This window comes from Microbulbifer mixtoriginis (SeqCode), from assembly GCF_052466865.1.
The window spans coordinates 3,198,429-3,213,434 of the sequence record NZ_CP174293.1; the positions used below are offsets into that span (position 1 = coordinate 3,198,429).

The window sequence follows — 15,006 nt, forward strand, 5'->3', positions numbered from 1 at the left end:
GAAATCGCTGAGGACAGGGCGCCCAAATGGAAACAAGCAACCACCTGAGAACACTGGCTCCACGCCAGGCGGAAGCATTAACCCATCGCGCCCATGGCCTCTCCAACAAAGAAACCGCCGAAGCTATGCGGTGCTCTGTGGCGAATGTCACCAACTTGCTGGCGGAATGCTTTTACAAGCTGCATGCCCGCAACAGTACTGAAGCGGTGGCCAAGGCGGTAAAGCACGGATTGATTCAATTCGCTCTGCTCGCCTGCGTACTCAGCGGTATGGGAGTTGATGCTCAAGACCAATTACGCACTCGCTTCCAGCGCCACCCCACAGTTCGAACCATTCGCATCCGCAACAACCGGGAGGGAATCGCATGACCGCCACCGTGCTTGTACATCCATCGGCTATGAGCAAAAACGACGTAGATCGCCTCAAGCAGCGCACCGATATCGCCAACGCGGATCGCCAAACGCTCATCCGGTTCGTACAGCCAAAACCCACTTTTGCTCGGCCACTGCACCAAAATGACTGGCCACCTTTTGGAGGTGATGCAGCATGAATACTTTCAGCCCAACCCAGAGTGTGGAAACTCTGCTCACTGTAGCCAACGGATACTCCGGTGCTAGTGCAATTGCCGCACAGGTGTTGCTTTCGGCTTGGAACAGCAACGATTTTACGGTTCCCGTTGCCGAGTTATCACTACTTGACGGGGAGAACTATCAGCACGCCCTCAACGTGATGACGCTTCGCTATCAAGGCAAGGAGCCCCAAAACGTAATCGCACAGGGCGATAAAAAATTTCGCACCCTTTGTGTCGAGTGGTCTCACCTCGAAACCCAGAGGAAAGGTGCAGCATGAACCAGCCGCAGCAGCTACCGCGAATACACTGCACCCACTGCGGAAAACCCGCAGAGCCGGTATTCAACGGGAAGCTGTTATTGCGTGGCTGGAGTTGCCAGCTTTGCAAATACTGGGAGCCGGCAATTGGCAGGGAGCGGAAGTTCAAAAAAATAGTAGGGGCGGACCATGAATGAATTCTCCCAACTACTAAAAATCACTCAAGACCTAATGGCCACGGTAGAAACTCAGCAGTTACAAATAAACGGCATGCAAGAGCAAATCGCCGCACTCTCCGAAGCCATCCAGGGCCAACCATCAGAACAAAATTTGAAGGATCAGGAGGCAGCGTGAAAAAGGAAAAACTCTTCACCATCACCCAGGCCGCCCGAACTTTAGAAATGGGCAGAAACAACCTGTTAAAGGTTCTACGAAATAGCGACCTTTTGCATAGCCGTGAACCTATGCGCAACTCTCCAACAAAGACCGCCGTACAGCAGGGACTGCTGGTTGCAGAGAATGCCGAATATAACCGTGGCCCGGTGAAGGTGCCGTATATCAATACCAAGGTGACATCGAAAGGTATGGTGTGGATTCGGGATCTGATCGAAAAGAACTCCATCTCCCAAGCCAGCTAGAAATTTAACCGCGCCCCGGCGCATTCAGTCAGAGGTAACCATCCTTGGGCTGCCGGCATGGAGCCCATTTTTAAAAATGGGAAAATCCAATGAAAAGATACGCACTGCTCACTGGCTCCTACAACCTATTGATGGGCGGTATCAAAGATTTCAAGCGCTCCTACGCCACCGAAGAGGAGGCCTTCGAAGAAGTACAGCGCATCGCTCAAAATGACCTGTTTACTCACTGGGCACAGATATTCGACAAGAAAACCGACAAGGCAAAAATTTATCGCATAGTCGATAAGAAAATCATTGAAGAGAAACCCAAAGACTGCCCTCACCCAGAATCAAAACCCAAGGCAGAACCGCAATACGCTTGATCTCAATTAAAAATAGCTTTCTCAGCCCGCCAAGTGCGGGCTTTTCAGGTAGAAGACAACATCGCGAGGGATATGCAATGGGTAAGTTATTAACTAAATATGAAATAGGCAAATTAACTGGCGCTGGCGCAAAAAATGTTGAGGAGCAAAAGCGAGTGCTGGATAAAAATCGCATCCCCTATGTGCTTAAGAAAGACCGCTCTCCCGCCCTGACTTGGGAGATGGTTAATCAAGCTAAACTCATGCAAATAAACAGCACCAACTCCAACGGGCAAACACCTCAAATACCCGCCGGAATAAACATGAGCGCCATCAATGGCTAGACCAAGAAACCCCAAGAACGCCTGGATGCCACGCTGGGTAGAAGTTTACCCGCGCGGCTATCGGGTAAAAATACGAGGGCAAGGTGCTTGGCACCTGTGCGGCCCTGACGCTACTCGCGCCGAAGTATGGACCGCCTACGAACTGTGGGAAAGCGGCCAGCATAGCAAAACATTTACTATCGCCGACCTGATAGAGCTGTATCTAGCCTCCCCTCAATACACCAAAGAGATAAAGCCTCAAACGCAAAAAGATTATCTGCGATACGCAAAAAAGATAGAGGCCGTCTTTGGTCAAGCAGTTCCGGATTCCATCACATCACCTGTGATTCAAATGTATATGGATGCACGCGGGCAGCAATACCCTACCGCAGCAAACAGAGAGCGCACATTTCTCAGTATTATTTTTCGCTGGGGAAAGGCTCGCGGGTTCGTATCAATCGAAGATCCAGCCAGGGCGATCAAGCCAATCAAGGAAAAGCAGGCTGGGCGGTATGTCGAAGATTCCGAATATTTAGCTTTCTATAACTGGTTAGAGTCCAAGGGGCATACTGCCCACGCAGCCGCAATGGAGATTGCCTACCTTTGCGCCGCACGCCAACAAGATGTTCTCGCATTGAAGCGACAAGATATCACCGAAGAAGGTTTATTGATTTGCCAACAAAAGACCGGCAAGAAGCAACTGAAGCTCTGGACGGACCGATTGCATGACGCGGTTGAGCTGGCACTTAAAAGCAACACCACCTCCAGGTCACAAAGCATGTATCTGATTCGCGGCCGAACTGGGCAGCGCTTCACCCGAGACGGTTTCAACACCACCTGGAGCAGAGAACAAAGAGCTGCCAATGAGGCCGGCGCCCTACCCGCTCGCTTCCGGTTTCATGATTTAAAGATTAAAGGCATCTCAGATTTCGAAGGCGACAAGCAGGAATTCAGCGGGCACAAGACTCGCAGCATGATGGAGCGCTACAACCACACCGCCGATAAAGTTGTTTCTCTCAACAAGGCAAGAATTAAGTGCAAGAAAAATTCCGAAGACTCAAACTAAAATAGTGTTATTGGGCAACATGCCAACACGCTCATTAAGAAATGCATCAACCTCTTTACTAGAAAGAGTATGGCGATAATCCAAGCTGCACTTATTTCCACCCTTATCCAAAACTAAACCTGCCGACATAGCTATCTTGTTCAACACAAGATTTCCACACGTAAGCAGCTCCCTTACGCTATCGACATTAATTTTTGTCGTAATAGATTTCTCTCCTAACTTAACGCTCAAGTCATAGTGGGCTGCGACCTTATTTCTGTAGTCCTTCAGACCCATTTCTTCGACCAGCGTTTCAATTTTATCCATCAACTCTTTGACATCAGCATCTTTAGGCAGCGTATGCCGGTAAGCCTGATAGAAGTTAATCATCGACAAATTTTGCTTGTCACCCCCTCCAGCCGGGTCCGTAAAAATGGCCGCGCAGCCAATGGTAATATCCCTAACGACTGCCTGGTCTATAACCTGGGCTATTCGCGGGCAATCAGACCATAGCTTCGCTACATCGGAAGGCTTACAAAATAACTCCTCATGGACATTAAGAGCCATCCAAACCTTGGCTATTTCTTTTGCGGTTTCCACTATCTGCGATTTGTATTTTTCTTCTTGCATAACAAATCCTTGTTAAAGTTTATGAAGCACCCAAATAGTGCAGCTCAATGAGAAACTTAACGTATATGAGGAAAGGCAGGATGTAAACTGGACGCATACCCATAAACACTGGATAAATGCACAGGAAGAGGGGCTGAAAAAATCGATTGTGGTAAAAATTACCCCCTCGAATTACCCCTCAAAGGCCCAATACGAAAAAACCCCGCACTAGGCGAGGTTTTAAGTCCTTGAAAAACAAGGAAGAATCTGGGGTGGCCGACGGGGATCGAACCCGCGACCTCAGGAGCCACAATCCTGTGCTCTACCAACTGAGCTACGGCCACCATAAAAGTGATATACTTCAGCACCTTGTGGCAGTACTGATTGCCGGATATCTCTTGCAGCCAATCTGGCTTCAGACTAAGTCCTTTTTGCCAAACCAGCACCATCTTGTGAAGATGGCACGCCCGGCAGGACTCGAACCTGCGACCATCCGCTTAGAAGGCGGATGCTCTATCCAGCTGAGCTACGGGCGCAAGGTGAACCCGGAAAATTGGTCGGGGCAGAGGGATTCGAACCCCCGACATCCTGCTCCCAAAGCAGGCGCGCTACCAGACTGCGCTATGCCCCGTTTTTCCAATCATTCGCACCTCTTTGACTCTGTTAACCGCCCCGTAGGTGGTTGTGTAAGTCGCTGTAGCTGCGAAGTGCGTGCATAGTAATGATACCCCCGGCCCATGTCAACGCTTCTAAGCTATTATTTTTAAAGAAGTTTATCCTTTTGCCTATCTGGGCCCAGAAGTGGCGAAATTATTTCCAACCTGTGCGAAAATGGCGCACTTCGCGAATCCGACCGGATAAAAAGTAAGCGTTTTTAAAAATCGCCTGCTTCCGCCCTTCTATATACAGTAGGTGCTGGAGCAGACTCCGGTCTATTAGCCATCGATTTTTTATTGTTAGAGATAGCATCTATGTCTGCACTGGTTCTGGACGGCAAGGCCCTGGCACAGAAAACTGAAGAAGAACTCTCGGCTCGGGTAGCCGTACTAAAAGAGAAGAGCGGTGGGCAAACGCCAATCCTGGCGACCATCCTGGTGGGTGATGACCCCGCTTCAGCTACCTATGTAAAAATGAAGGGCAATGCTTGCCGCCGTATCGGCATGGATTCCATGCAGGTGGAACTGCCCTCCTCCACCACCACTGAGGAGTTACTCGCCAAGATTGAGGCGCTCAACGCCAACCCCAACGTCCACGGTATCCTACTTCAGCACCCGGTGCCGGCACAGATCGATGAGCGTGCCTGTTTCGACGCGATTAGCCTGGAGAAAGATGTAGATGGCGTGACCTGCCTTGGCTTTGGCCGTATGGCCATGGGTGAAGAGGCCTATGGCTGTGCAACCCCTAAAGGCATTATGCGCCTGCTGGAAGCCTACAATATCGAAATGGAAGGCAAGCACGCCGTGGTCGTGGGCCGCAGCCCCATTCTGGGCAAGCCGATGGCTGCCATGTTGTTGAATGCCAATGCCACCGTAACCATCTGCCACTCCCGCACTCAAGACCTGGCCGAACATATCCGCCGCGCCGATATCGTAGTGGGCGCCGTGGGCAAACCTGAGTTTATTAAGGCCGAGTGGATTAAAGATGGCGCAGTGGTTGTCGATGCCGGCTACCATCCAGGCGGTGTGGGCGATATCGAACTGGGTCCGCTAACTGAGCGCGTTGCCGCCTACACCCCGGTGCCCGGCGGTGTTGGCCCCATGACCATCAATACCCTGATCTACCAATCTGTCGATTCCGGTGAACGCAAGATTGGCTAGTTTTATACGACTAGATAAGGCGGTCAGCCAGGTGACTGACCTCTCCCGTTCCGATGTGAAGCGCGCCGCCAAGGCGGAGCGTATCAGCGTAAACGGCGAGATAGTCACCGATCCGGCCGCCAAGGTACAGGCCAGCGATGCACTGTACCTGGACGGCGAGCCCCTGCACGAGCCGGGGCCACGCTACATTATGTTGAACAAACCCCTGGGCTATGTAAGCGCGACCAAAGATGGCGAACACCCTACGGTGCTGGACCTGATTGACGAGCCCAACAAAGCCAAGCTACATATCGCCGGGCGCCTGGATATCGATACCACCGGGCTGGTGCTACTCACCGATGATGGCCAGTGGTCACACAAAGTGACCTCACCGAACCACCACTGTGAGAAAACCTATTACGCTCTGCTGGCAGAGAAAATTGAGGAAGATGCGGTGGCAAAGTTTGTCAAAGGTATCTGGCTCAACAATGAAAAGAAAAGAACCAAGCCGGCCAAGCTTGAGATTCTCTACGCTAACGAGGTGCGCATCACTATCGGTGAGGGCCGCTACCACCAGGTCAAGCGTATGTTTGCCGCCCTGGGCAACCGGGTAATCGAACTGCACCGGGAGAGAATCGGCGATATCTTCCTGGATGAAGAGCTCCAGGAAGGCGAATACCGGCTGTTAACTTCTGAAGAAATCGCTTCGGTACAATAAAGACTATGTCCTCGCTTCTCCTCCAGGAAATCTCACAGGTGCCGAGTGAAACCCTGTGGATCGCCGATGAAAACAGCAAGCCTTTACTACAGCCGGGCTTTCACTTCGAAGGTGACCTCCTTACCAACCGCTGGGATATTGCCGAGCTGGCCCAGGGTAAGGTTGGGCGCAGCTTCTATAACGACTTTCACCTTGAAGAGCTGGATCGCCGCTACCGCCGCATTGTTTATTCGGTCTCCAAGGAAAAAGCCGTCGTTCACCATATTATCAACCAGGCCCCACGGTTTCTCGGTGAGGGCGGTGAACTGGTGTTGTTAGGGGAAAAGCAGAGCGGCATTAAAAGCTATGCGGCTAAAGTTGCTGAGCGCCTGGATGGCAGTAAGCATCTGCAAAAATACGGCAACGATTATTGCAGTGTTAACCGGGTGGAGCATCCCCAGGGTGGAACACCTATCGGTGAGGAGGATTACCCGCAGCTACGCAGCCTGCCAGAGTTAGGCGGCCTCTACAGCAAGCCCGGCCTGTTTGGCTGGAATAAGATTGATAAGGGCAGCGCCCTGCTAGCCCAACAGCTCACCACCGAGCTTCCCAAGGAGGGCGCCCAAGTCATCGACCTCGGCTCTGGCTACGGTTATCTCAGTGCCCGACTAGCGTCACTGGGGAGCTTCCACTTTACCGCTATCGACAATAATGCCGCTGCCCTACTCGCCTGTAAGAAAAATTTTCAAACTCAGGGTATCAAGGGCGTAGTTCTGCCCTCAGATGCCGGGGCAGAGCTGGAAAGCGGTGCTGCGGACCTGGTGCTGTGCAACCCGCCCTTCCACCAGGGATTCCAGGTGGAAGGCGATCTCACCGATCGCTTTTTGCAACAGAGCGCACGGTTATTGAAAATAACCGGAACGGCGCTGTTTGTGGTGAACGAGTTTATTCCGCTGCTCAAGAAGGGGCCGCGTTACTTTTCTGAGGTGCAGTTGATCACCAAAGAAAAAGGCTTCTGTGTATACCGGCTGCGCCCTTAGGGCGCAGTTTGCCGGCGTCTATCTAAATTAGGCGAGCAGTCGCCAGGAGACAAAAATCAAATTTGCGGACCGGCTGAGTCGGTAGAATTAGTAGTCGCGCAAATTAAACAGGTTCATCGAGAGGGTATGCTCCTCCAGCTCTTCCAGTTGTCGCAAGCGCTCGAAGGCTTCACGCGCCGAGGGAGTTTCCGCCCCCTGGGCCAGATCCCGGTATTGATCGGCCAGATAAATCTCAATGTCCATAGCCAGTTTGGCAATGTCATCTAGATTATCGATATCAATACTGCGCAGGCGCTGCAGAAACTCCTTCTCGCGTCCCTCTGGGGCAAATTGCACCCAGGTGTGCAAGGCACCTGGAGGCAAATCGGCGTGGAAGTTCTCCAGTGAATGCTTCATGGAGTCTTCCCGTCGTCGAAGCTGATCTAGGAGCAGCTCAACCCGCTTGTTGGTGGCAAGCTGCTCATACTCTTCGTATTGCAGCGCCAATTTGGCATGAAAATCCCTTCCTTCCTGAATAACTTCCTCAACTGTTTTGTACCGCATTAACGAGCCCTGGAGTAATAAGTCGCTAATGTCAGTATAGACAGGCAGTGAGAAAGGGCGCCAACAACACCCAACAAAAAAACGACAGTGGCAGTTTTCTCTTTGCCTATCGAGCCGCCAGGGCGCTCCAGACAGATAACTCAACGCAGAAGTCGATGATGAGCATACAGGCGACAACTGGGGCTACCGGGATTGATTTTAGCTGGAGCGCGCTTCTTCAGCTCCCCCAGTGAAAGCGTTTTCCTACTCACCGCCAGAATATGATTTTCGTATTGGGGCATGTAGGCCATCCAGGCGCCACGCAGACGGCTGCGCAAAGCCTTTTGACGCCAGGCACTGTCTCGGAGCTCCTGAAGATCGCCAAAGTTACTCACTAAAACCCCATCCCGGTGCAATAGGCGCATCAAGTTGGCGCACCATTCTTGACTTGCGGGCACGGCGCGCTGTGCCACCCCCTGAAAATGACCAAATATGTCATCGATGACCAGATCAAACGGCTCAGCAGAGGGGTTTTGCAGGTAATCTGCCACATACTCTTTGGCATCGGCATGTACCAGCTCTACATCCTTAACTCCGAAGAAGCGGCGGGCCACCTGTAGGTGAACCGGGTCCAGGTCCACCCCAACAATACGTTTCGCCGAGGTGTAAGCCTGTAACAAGCGGATCAAGGCACCGCCCCCAACACCTAATAACAATACAGAGTTCAGACGCTTCTCGGGTAGAAAGAAGGCCGGCAGCAGAAGCAGCTCCCACAGGGAGCCCTTAAGGGGATCGCGGGGATTCCACTGGGAATGGAAAACCCCATTGCTGTACAAACGTACGCTGGCGCCGTGGTTGCGCACCTCATAACAGGTGTCTCCCACCTGCTTCTGCCACAGTAGTGCCATTAGCTTTGTGGCAGGTCTGAAGATTTCAGCAGTACTTGGGCAAAGCCCTGTAAGCCAGCCAAATCTTCTGCGGTGAAACGGGCAACGGTCGGGCTATCGATATCGAGCACCCCAAGGCAGTGGCCGTTATTATCGTAAAGTGGAACGACCACTTCAGAAGCAGAAACCGCATCGCAGGCGATATGGCCTGGAAACTGATGCACATCCTCTACCAGTTGAGACTCTCCGCTGGATACCGCCGTACCGCAAACTCCGGCACCTACGGGAATACGAGTACAGGCGGGCTTGCCCTGAAAGGGTCCCAGACGCAGCTCATCACCATGCAAAAAGTAGAAGCCCGCCCAATTGATATCCTCCAACTCCATAAACAACAGAGCGCTGGCATTGGCAGTATTGGCCAGCCAATCCCTCTCAGCGGATAGCAGACCTTCGAGTTGACTATTGAGCGATGAGTAGAATTTATTTAACGACATGGCCGGATCGCCCCCTCACAATCAGTGGCTATAAAACGCGTTTGCCAGACACAGCAAACCCGCGAAATACCTGGCGCATTGTGTGCCAAGAGGCAGGTATTTTGCGGGCTTTACAGCAGGAATCAACCGGTGATTGAAAATTACTGGTAGGGGTCCAGTACCTCCTCTTTTGAGGACTCCCGCTGATATTGGTCTGCATCCATCGTGGGACGTGACCACTCATTACTCTCGCGGCCACCCTGCTCCTCCCCCGATTGGATAGCTGGGGGAGCCTTGGTGACATCGGAGGCAATTAAAGCGGAGCGTTTTTGCTCGAATCGCTTTTCCACGACGGGCTTGGGCGGCATGGAGGTGCTGGACTCCCGGCGGATACGGCTGGCCATAGTGCTTAGCGTTGGTCGTCGGCGCTCGGCCAGCTTAACCGCTTCCAACTCGCTGTTGAGCCGATTGACCTCTGCCTGCAAATCTCCCATCTGCGCCTGCAGTTCGGTAATCTGAGTCAGTACGCCTTTAACTTTACGGCTTTCCTTCTCATATAAAACAGCGGCGCCGCCGAAGGCCAAAGCAAAAATGACCAAAATGGAAAACTGACGCATAGAGATCTCCAGAAACTTCCCTTGTTATTTTTAAAGGGCATTTTTACCGTATATTTTCTGTATCTTCCGAGATCTCGCGCATAAAAAACAAGCTTTAAGGCTGACTGAAACGACTGCAACAGCCAGCACAAAGTTAAGAGGAAGAAAAATTTATCCGATAGCGACAAAAAGCCCAGCGTTAAGGGAGAGTCTCCAGCAAAGCCTCTGTTTTGACGGCCTCCTGATCCACAAAACAATTATTGGCCGAGATAGCTGGGATCAAATAATCATCCGCATATTGGCAGCCGATCATTTCGATGGGTTTTTGCCCGAGCTTTTCTGCCAAGTCGGGAGAATGGGCTTTGCCGGCGTGCAGAGAGTTGAGTAACAAATCATAGCCGGGCCGCCAACACTGCAACTCAGGAAAACTTTTCCTCAGCGCGGCGGCTATACGCAGCCCTTCATAATCCAGATCCCCCCAAAAGAAAACGGGAAGCAAACCCAAATTATCGCCATACCACCACTGTGAAAATTGCTGCCGAGAAACTGTAGTGGCCGAATTAATCGTGCTAAAGCGAGTAATGCCATAATTGCGAATCCGCTCCGCACCACCCTGATAGCCCTCGCTGTACACCAGCGCCGTGGAGCTGGGCTGCAATTCCGCCAGGCTGATAAAAGTATCCTGGTTCTCTATAAAAATCACCTGCGTAAACTGTTCCGGCAGGTAGGCGTGAAGTAATAACTGGCGCTCGCGAATTTTTCGGCTCAGCTCCGGAAACAGGTTACGCACCAGGGACTGGCGACTAGGTAAATCAAGATATTTGGAATCCCCTTTAAAGCAGCGCGCGGCCAATTGCCGCCAGGTGATTTGCTCGGCAAAAATCAATTCCCGACTTATCGCGGCCCAGCAGGAGACCATTTCCTCGGCAGAGTCGAAGCCCTCTTGAAGCTCCAAACCCTCTACGGGAAAAGCCGCGGGATTCTCAAAGCGATCGGCATAGGGCTCCAGCAGACTGATCCAGGCAGACTTGCGCAAGTTGGGGGATGGACGATTGAGCCACAGGCGCAGCTGCTCTTCACTGGCGTCCCGAAAGATCAGCTGAGCGCCCTGCCACTCTGCGACACCCGGTCGCCGTTTAGGGTTCGGTTTTACTGCAAAACATTGATACTCGCTGGCAAAGTGCTGCAATTCATTCCACAGCTCTTGCTCGTCTTGGTCGGGGTCTCTGAGGGGCTCCAAAACTTCCAACCAGCGCTTACTGCCAGCGCGCAAATCCAGCCTGAAACTAATGCGGGCTTCCTTGCCCCGTTCCAGCTGGCTGTCCCGCCGATCCAGAATGAAATTCAGGATGCCGATTAACAGCGGGTTTTCCTCTACCCAATAGGGCAATGCCTTTTCCATCGGTTGCCTCCCTGCCAATGGAGGGGTTTCCCCCGAAAATACCTATCCCTCTACTTCTACCAGGTCCATAAAATCCAGCGACGCCTGTTGGCGAATCGTGCGGCGGTGGTTGGCCCAGAGTTCGGCGATACGCTCCTGGTTGCACACCTTGCGATCGACATACACCCGCGTATTCAGCTGGCCGATGGGCTTGGCACTGGGGCACTTGCTGAATACAAACTGATTCGAAATCAGGTCCATAAAAGGCCCAGATTTACTACTGGGCATAATAAACAGCAGCTGTAAGCCCAGGGTTTCAGTCAGGTAACGGATCACTTCCTTGGAGCGGGACTCATCCATTTTGGAGAAGGCCTCATCCACCAGCACCATTTGCAAATGGCTGCCGCTTTCACCAAAGCGGAAGGCCGAAGTGACCGCTGCGGAGCGGATAATATAAGCCGGCGTTTCCAGCTGGCCGCCGGAACCGGTGCCGTACTGGCTGAGCGCAATCGGCTCCTTGCCTTCCGGTTCCTTATAGATCTCATAGCTGCGATAGTTGCGGTAATCGCTGATTCGATCCAGCTCGCGCCGCGCCACCTGCTCATCTTCACTCAGCAGCATACTCAACAGGCGATCCCGCACCTTGCGGTGCTTGGGCGCCAGGTCCGTGTCGAACAGGCTCTGCTCTTCGCCCAGATTCGGCAGTTCGATTACCGCCTTAAAGAAGCTCCAATATTCCTTGAATTCCGCCACCCACTGGTAGTCAAAACGGAAGCGCTCGCGGTCGGCGCCAAAGCGGTGGTGCTCCAGCTCTTTGTTCAGATCATCCAACACGCGCTTACCATCGTTAATGGACTGGTAAATAGCGTGGCACAAGTGGGTTACAAAAGTGGTGTTAAAGGATTTTTTCAATCCCAGCAGTTGATCGTGGCGCTCCACCAGCAGGTTGTTCTTCAGGCGGTTACGCAGGGTCTCTACCTGATCGCCGAGACCGCTGATCAACTTGAACAGGCCATCTTTATGGCCGCCACTCAAGTCTGGCTCAAATACCAGGGTATCGACGCTGGCACAGGTGGCGTTGTACTCCATCACCGCGCGATCCAACTGGCGACTGTATTTCTCCAGCTGTCCCTGCCAACTTTCGATATCCGCTGAGAAGTCGAAGTTGTCGGCCGCACGTTCTACCTGCTCGTCAGCAGTAACCAGCACTTGCTCGGCATCGAAAGTGGGGTCGATGGCGGTAATGCGCCTTACCATTTCCTCGCTGTCACTGGCAGCATCGTCCAGGGATTCCAGCTCGCCAGACAGCGCGTATAAGAGTTTTTCGTTGCTTCTTAGCTTGGTCTCCAGAGAGCCATGCTTGCGCTGGAGATCAGATAACTGCTTTTGCTGATCTTTGAGCTGGACCTTGAGTTCATCGACCTGCTGCTCGAACTGCTCGAAGTCCTTCAGGTCCAGGTTTTCCAGGGCGCGCTCGGCGCTGCGCCACTCGCGCTGGGCCGCCAGAGCGGAATCCACAATGGACAACAGCTTGATATTCGCCAGTCCGCGCACCGCGTTGGTGACTCGGCGGTAGAGCTGGTGGCGCTCGTTGACGTGGGCAGCCTCTTCCAGCAACTGCTCCATAGCGCGCTGCTGCGCCGCCAGTGCGCGAGCGCGGGCGCCCTGGCCGAATACCAACTCGGCATCGTCCATATCGCAGCGCCACATGCTGTAGTTGCCACTGGCCATACCGTCGGCAGTCAGGCCCCGGCGGGTGCCGCGCAGCTCGTGCTCATCCTCCACCTGTACCACAGCACCGTAGGAGGCGCGCAAATAGTGCTCGGCAGTTTTATGGGTGAACTCCATCAGTTCGATAATGGAGCCCGACGGCATATCCAGGCGCTCCGCATCGCGGCGGGCTTTGTCCCCCTGGATCACGCGGGCGCGGTTGTTGCGACCGGGCAGGCTGCGCACGATACGAATCGCGCGGGCCTCGTGTTCCGGCTCCACGATAATCGAGAAACGCGCGCCGCCCAGATAGCCTTCAATCGCCATCTGCCAGCGCTCATCCAGCACTTCCACATAATCACACAGGACGCGGGGCTCCGCCTCTGGGCACTGCTCGCGAATTGCGGCCAGGGCCACTTCCACCGATTGGGGGTAGCGCACGCGGTTAGCCTGGAGATGCTGAATGCGGCTCTCCTGGGTGCGCAGCTGCTTTTGCAGTTGCTGCACTTTTTGCTCCCAGCGGGAGGCCTGCTGGGCAATCTGCTCTTTGGGGGAAACCTCATCACTGGCGCCAGCTTTACCACTGCTATCCAGCAGGTCGAAGAGGCGGTTCTGTAGAGCTTCGCTGCTGGCAGCGCGCTCGCGCAATGGCTCCAATGCAGCCAGGTCAATCCAGTCCTTGCCCAACAACTTGTGCAGATCCGGCAGGTCTTCCTCGCGGGCCACCTGCTTGATCGCCTGTACCAGCGCCTTATCGGAGAAGGCGGGAATTTCCAGCTCGGCGGAGGTGGAGTTGAGCAGGTTTAATAATTCTTCAGCGGCCTCGCGGTTCTCGCGCCAGCGGGCCTCTTCGGCAGACAGCGGTGTGTGCTGCTGGGACAGCAGGCTCAGGGCATTGTTAATGCGCTGTTCCAGTTCGTCCTTATTGCGCAGCGCATCGATACCCAGGCGCTGGGCTTGAAGCTCTACCAGCTGGCCATTGAGCTGCTCGACGCGCTCGGAAGCGACGCGCACATCGCGCTCATTGTTGTCCAGATCGCTGCGCAGTTTTTTCTGGTCGTTCTTGCCGCTCAGATAACTCTTTTGTACCCGCTGCTGGCGGTGGCGTGCACACAAATATTCCTGCACCCGCAACTGCAACCACTGCTCCCGGTAGAGCTCTACCGACTGGGCGATGGCCTCCAGGGAACTGACCCGCTCCACAATCTGGCGGGCTTCCTGCTCCATGCTGTGAATGGTTTTCATCAGCTCGGAGACGGAGCGGATGGCATCACCCAGATCGCGTTTTTCCAACACTTCCTGGGCGACAAAATCGTTGATGCTTTTTACTGGCTTGTAGGCCATAAAATTGGCAAAAGTGCGCGCGGCATGCATGGCCTCTCGATCGGAGACCGCATCGCGGCGTCCGCGCAGGGCGCCGTAAAGGCGGCGCAGGTAGGCCTTTTTCTTGTCGTATTGCTCTACTTTTTCGAACTGCTTGCTCAGGACCTGGTTGAATTTATCCAGCGGCAGCAAATGTTTGCCATCGGTGTAATCCCGGACAAAATCCCCCATCACCAACTGCTCGCCGGGGAATACGAAAAAGCGCAATTCACTTTGGCGGGCCTGGGCGGGTTTGCTGCTGTTATCCAGGTGTGCGCGAATACCCATCACTGCAGTAAAAGGCTCAGCATCGTCTTCACCGCTGGTGGGGTGAAAAATACCGGCAATGTAACAGTCGGTGGGCTCTACCCGAGCGTAACTGCCGTCGTCACAACCCAGCACATAGGAAGCTAGTGTCCGCACCTGCTTGCCACCGCGCCCGCGCTGGGTGGTTTCATCCTGTCCCGGGTTAAAGGTAAACAGGGTGTCGTGGGCGGCGGTCATCAATGTCTGGATAGCATCGGCCGCCGTGGTTTTACCGGAACCGTTGCCACCGGAAAACAGGTTGATCGGGCCGAAATCATATTCCAACTGCGGGATATTGCCCCAGTTAATCAGGATCAGTTTTTTTAGGAACATAGTCTTTTCAAAAAAACGGTCTTTTCAAAAGCAGGGTCTTTTTTGCAGGCGGGAAGCCGACACCCTTCTCCGAGGCTCCCGGGCGCGATTTACCCAAACCCGGGCGGTCGAATGTTTTC

Annotated in this window: 18 protein-coding genes and 3 tRNA genes; 11 read left to right on the top strand and 10 right to left on the bottom strand. The window is 53.5% G+C overall.

Going from position 1 to position 15,006, the window contains the following annotated elements; genetic code table 11:
• Nucleotides 1-26 precede the first annotated feature (26 nt).
• The 8 genes from ACJJJA_RS14615 to ACJJJA_RS14650 all read left to right on the top strand — a co-directional run bounded on the left by ACJJJA_RS14615 (nucleotide 27) and on the right by ACJJJA_RS14650 (nucleotide 3,196).
• The gene (locus ACJJJA_RS14615) at nucleotides 27-368 is read left to right on the top strand and encodes a response regulator transcription factor (RefSeq protein ID WP_444905127.1); all 342 of its coding nucleotides are present in this window, start codon (nucleotides 27-29) and stop codon (nucleotides 366-368) included.
• Nucleotides 365-550: a hypothetical protein gene (locus ACJJJA_RS14620; RefSeq protein ID WP_444905128.1), complete on the top strand. Its 186-nt coding sequence runs from the start codon at nucleotides 365-367 to the stop codon at nucleotides 548-550. Before ACJJJA_RS14615 ends, ACJJJA_RS14620 begins: the two co-directional genes overlap by 4 nt.
• Nucleotides 547-849, top strand: a complete 303-nt coding sequence (locus ACJJJA_RS14625) for a DUF7673 family protein (RefSeq protein WP_444900484.1) — start codon at nucleotides 547-549, stop codon at nucleotides 847-849. Before ACJJJA_RS14620 ends, ACJJJA_RS14625 begins: the two co-directional genes overlap by 4 nt.
• A 168-nt stretch (nucleotides 850-1,017) precedes the next feature.
• Nucleotides 1,018-1,182 carry a hypothetical protein gene (locus ACJJJA_RS14630; protein WP_444884490.1) on the top strand — a complete coding sequence of 55 codons (165 nt, stop codon included), beginning with the start codon at nucleotides 1,018-1,020 and terminating at the stop codon, nucleotides 1,180-1,182.
• A complete protein-coding gene (locus tag ACJJJA_RS14635; RefSeq protein WP_444905129.1) occupies nucleotides 1,179-1,466 on the top strand; it encodes a phage antirepressor KilAC domain-containing protein in 288 nt (95 codons plus the stop codon). Before ACJJJA_RS14630 ends, ACJJJA_RS14635 begins: the two co-directional genes overlap by 4 nt.
• An 89-nt stretch (nucleotides 1,467-1,555) precedes the next feature.
• On the top strand, nucleotides 1,556-1,828 hold the full coding sequence (locus ACJJJA_RS14640; RefSeq protein ID WP_444905130.1) for a hypothetical protein: 273 nt from the start codon (nucleotides 1,556-1,558) through the stop codon (nucleotides 1,826-1,828).
• Nucleotides 1,825-2,151, top strand: coding sequence for a hypothetical protein (locus tag ACJJJA_RS14645; protein ID WP_444925244.1), 327 nt, complete (start codon nucleotides 1,825-1,827; stop codon nucleotides 2,149-2,151). The genes ACJJJA_RS14640 and ACJJJA_RS14645 overlap by 4 nt, the downstream gene beginning before the upstream one ends.
• Nucleotides 2,144-3,196, top strand: a complete 1,053-nt coding sequence (locus ACJJJA_RS14650) for a tyrosine-type recombinase/integrase (protein ID WP_444905132.1) — start codon at nucleotides 2,144-2,146, stop codon at nucleotides 3,194-3,196. The genes ACJJJA_RS14645 and ACJJJA_RS14650 overlap by 8 nt, the downstream gene beginning before the upstream one ends.
• On the opposite strand, the gene ACJJJA_RS14655 is transcribed toward ACJJJA_RS14650, so the two are convergent.
• From ACJJJA_RS14655 to ACJJJA_RS14670, 4 genes are all read right to left on the bottom strand, one after another.
• Nucleotides 3,188-3,805, bottom strand: a complete 618-nt coding sequence (locus ACJJJA_RS14655; RefSeq protein ID WP_444905133.1) for an AbiU2 domain-containing protein — start codon at nucleotides 3,803-3,805, stop codon at nucleotides 3,188-3,190. The two genes, ACJJJA_RS14650 and ACJJJA_RS14655, sit on opposite strands and share 9 nt — an antisense overlap.
• Nucleotides 3,806-4,052: 247 nt before the next feature.
• Nucleotides 4,053-4,128 (bottom strand) — tRNA-His (locus ACJJJA_RS14660).
• A 115-nt stretch (nucleotides 4,129-4,243) separates the two neighbouring features.
• Nucleotides 4,244-4,320 (bottom strand) — tRNA-Arg (locus tag ACJJJA_RS14665).
• Nucleotides 4,321-4,338: 18 nt separating this feature from the next.
• Nucleotides 4,339-4,415: transfer RNA gene (locus ACJJJA_RS14670), tRNA-Pro, on the bottom strand.
• 340 nt (nucleotides 4,416-4,755) lie between these two features.
• Between ACJJJA_RS14670 and folD the strand changes: the two genes are divergently transcribed.
• Genes folD through ACJJJA_RS14685 form a run of 3 tightly spaced genes read left to right on the top strand, consistent with a single transcriptional unit; the run spans nucleotide 4,756 to nucleotide 7,317 of the window.
• Nucleotides 4,756-5,601, top strand: a complete 846-nt coding sequence (folD, locus tag ACJJJA_RS14675) for a bifunctional methylenetetrahydrofolate dehydrogenase/methenyltetrahydrofolate cyclohydrolase FolD (RefSeq protein WP_152453122.1) — start codon at nucleotides 4,756-4,758, stop codon at nucleotides 5,599-5,601.
• Nucleotides 5,594-6,298 carry a 16S rRNA pseudouridine(516) synthase RsuA gene (gene rsuA, locus ACJJJA_RS14680; protein WP_444905134.1) on the top strand — a complete coding sequence of 235 codons (705 nt, stop codon included), beginning with the start codon at nucleotides 5,594-5,596 and terminating at the stop codon, nucleotides 6,296-6,298. The genes folD and rsuA overlap by 8 nt, the downstream gene beginning before the upstream one ends.
• Before the next feature lie 38 nt (nucleotides 6,299-6,336).
• The gene (locus ACJJJA_RS14685; RefSeq protein ID WP_444886509.1) at nucleotides 6,337-7,317 is read left to right on the top strand and encodes a class I SAM-dependent methyltransferase; all 981 of its coding nucleotides are present in this window, start codon (nucleotides 6,337-6,339) and stop codon (nucleotides 7,315-7,317) included.
• An 87-nt stretch (nucleotides 7,318-7,404) separates the two neighbouring features.
• Here ACJJJA_RS14685 and ACJJJA_RS14690 read toward each other — a convergent pair whose 3' ends face one another.
• The 6 genes from ACJJJA_RS14690 to ACJJJA_RS14715 form a co-directional block, all read right to left on the bottom strand.
• On the bottom strand, nucleotides 7,405-7,860 hold the full coding sequence (locus ACJJJA_RS14690; RefSeq protein WP_152453116.1) for a hypothetical protein: 456 nt from the start codon (nucleotides 7,858-7,860) through the stop codon (nucleotides 7,405-7,407).
• Nucleotides 7,861-8,000: 140 nt separating this feature from the next.
• A complete protein-coding gene (locus tag ACJJJA_RS14695; protein ID WP_444886510.1) occupies nucleotides 8,001-8,747 on the bottom strand; it encodes a methyltransferase domain-containing protein in 747 nt (248 codons plus the stop codon).
• Nucleotides 8,747-9,220 (bottom strand): free L-methionine (R)-S-oxide reductase MsrC, encoded by a 474-nt coding sequence (msrC, locus tag ACJJJA_RS14700; protein WP_252082091.1) that lies wholly within the window; start codon nucleotides 9,218-9,220, stop codon nucleotides 8,747-8,749. Before msrC ends, ACJJJA_RS14695 begins: the two co-directional genes overlap by 1 nt.
• Nucleotides 9,221-9,360: 140 nt before the next feature.
• Nucleotides 9,361-9,816 (bottom strand): hypothetical protein, encoded by a 456-nt coding sequence (locus tag ACJJJA_RS14705; protein ID WP_444886512.1) that lies wholly within the window; start codon nucleotides 9,814-9,816, stop codon nucleotides 9,361-9,363.
• 178 nt (nucleotides 9,817-9,994) lie between these two features.
• On the bottom strand, nucleotides 9,995-11,197 hold the full coding sequence (locus ACJJJA_RS14710) for a Wadjet anti-phage system protein JetD domain-containing protein (protein ID WP_444905135.1): 1,203 nt from the start codon (nucleotides 11,195-11,197) through the stop codon (nucleotides 9,995-9,997).
• Between the two features lie 42 nt (nucleotides 11,198-11,239).
• Complete coding sequence (locus ACJJJA_RS14715; RefSeq protein ID WP_444905136.1) at nucleotides 11,240-14,887, bottom strand: ATP-binding protein; 3,648 nt, start codon at nucleotides 14,885-14,887, stop codon at nucleotides 11,240-11,242.
• Between the last annotated feature and the right edge of the window lie 119 nt (nucleotides 14,888-15,006).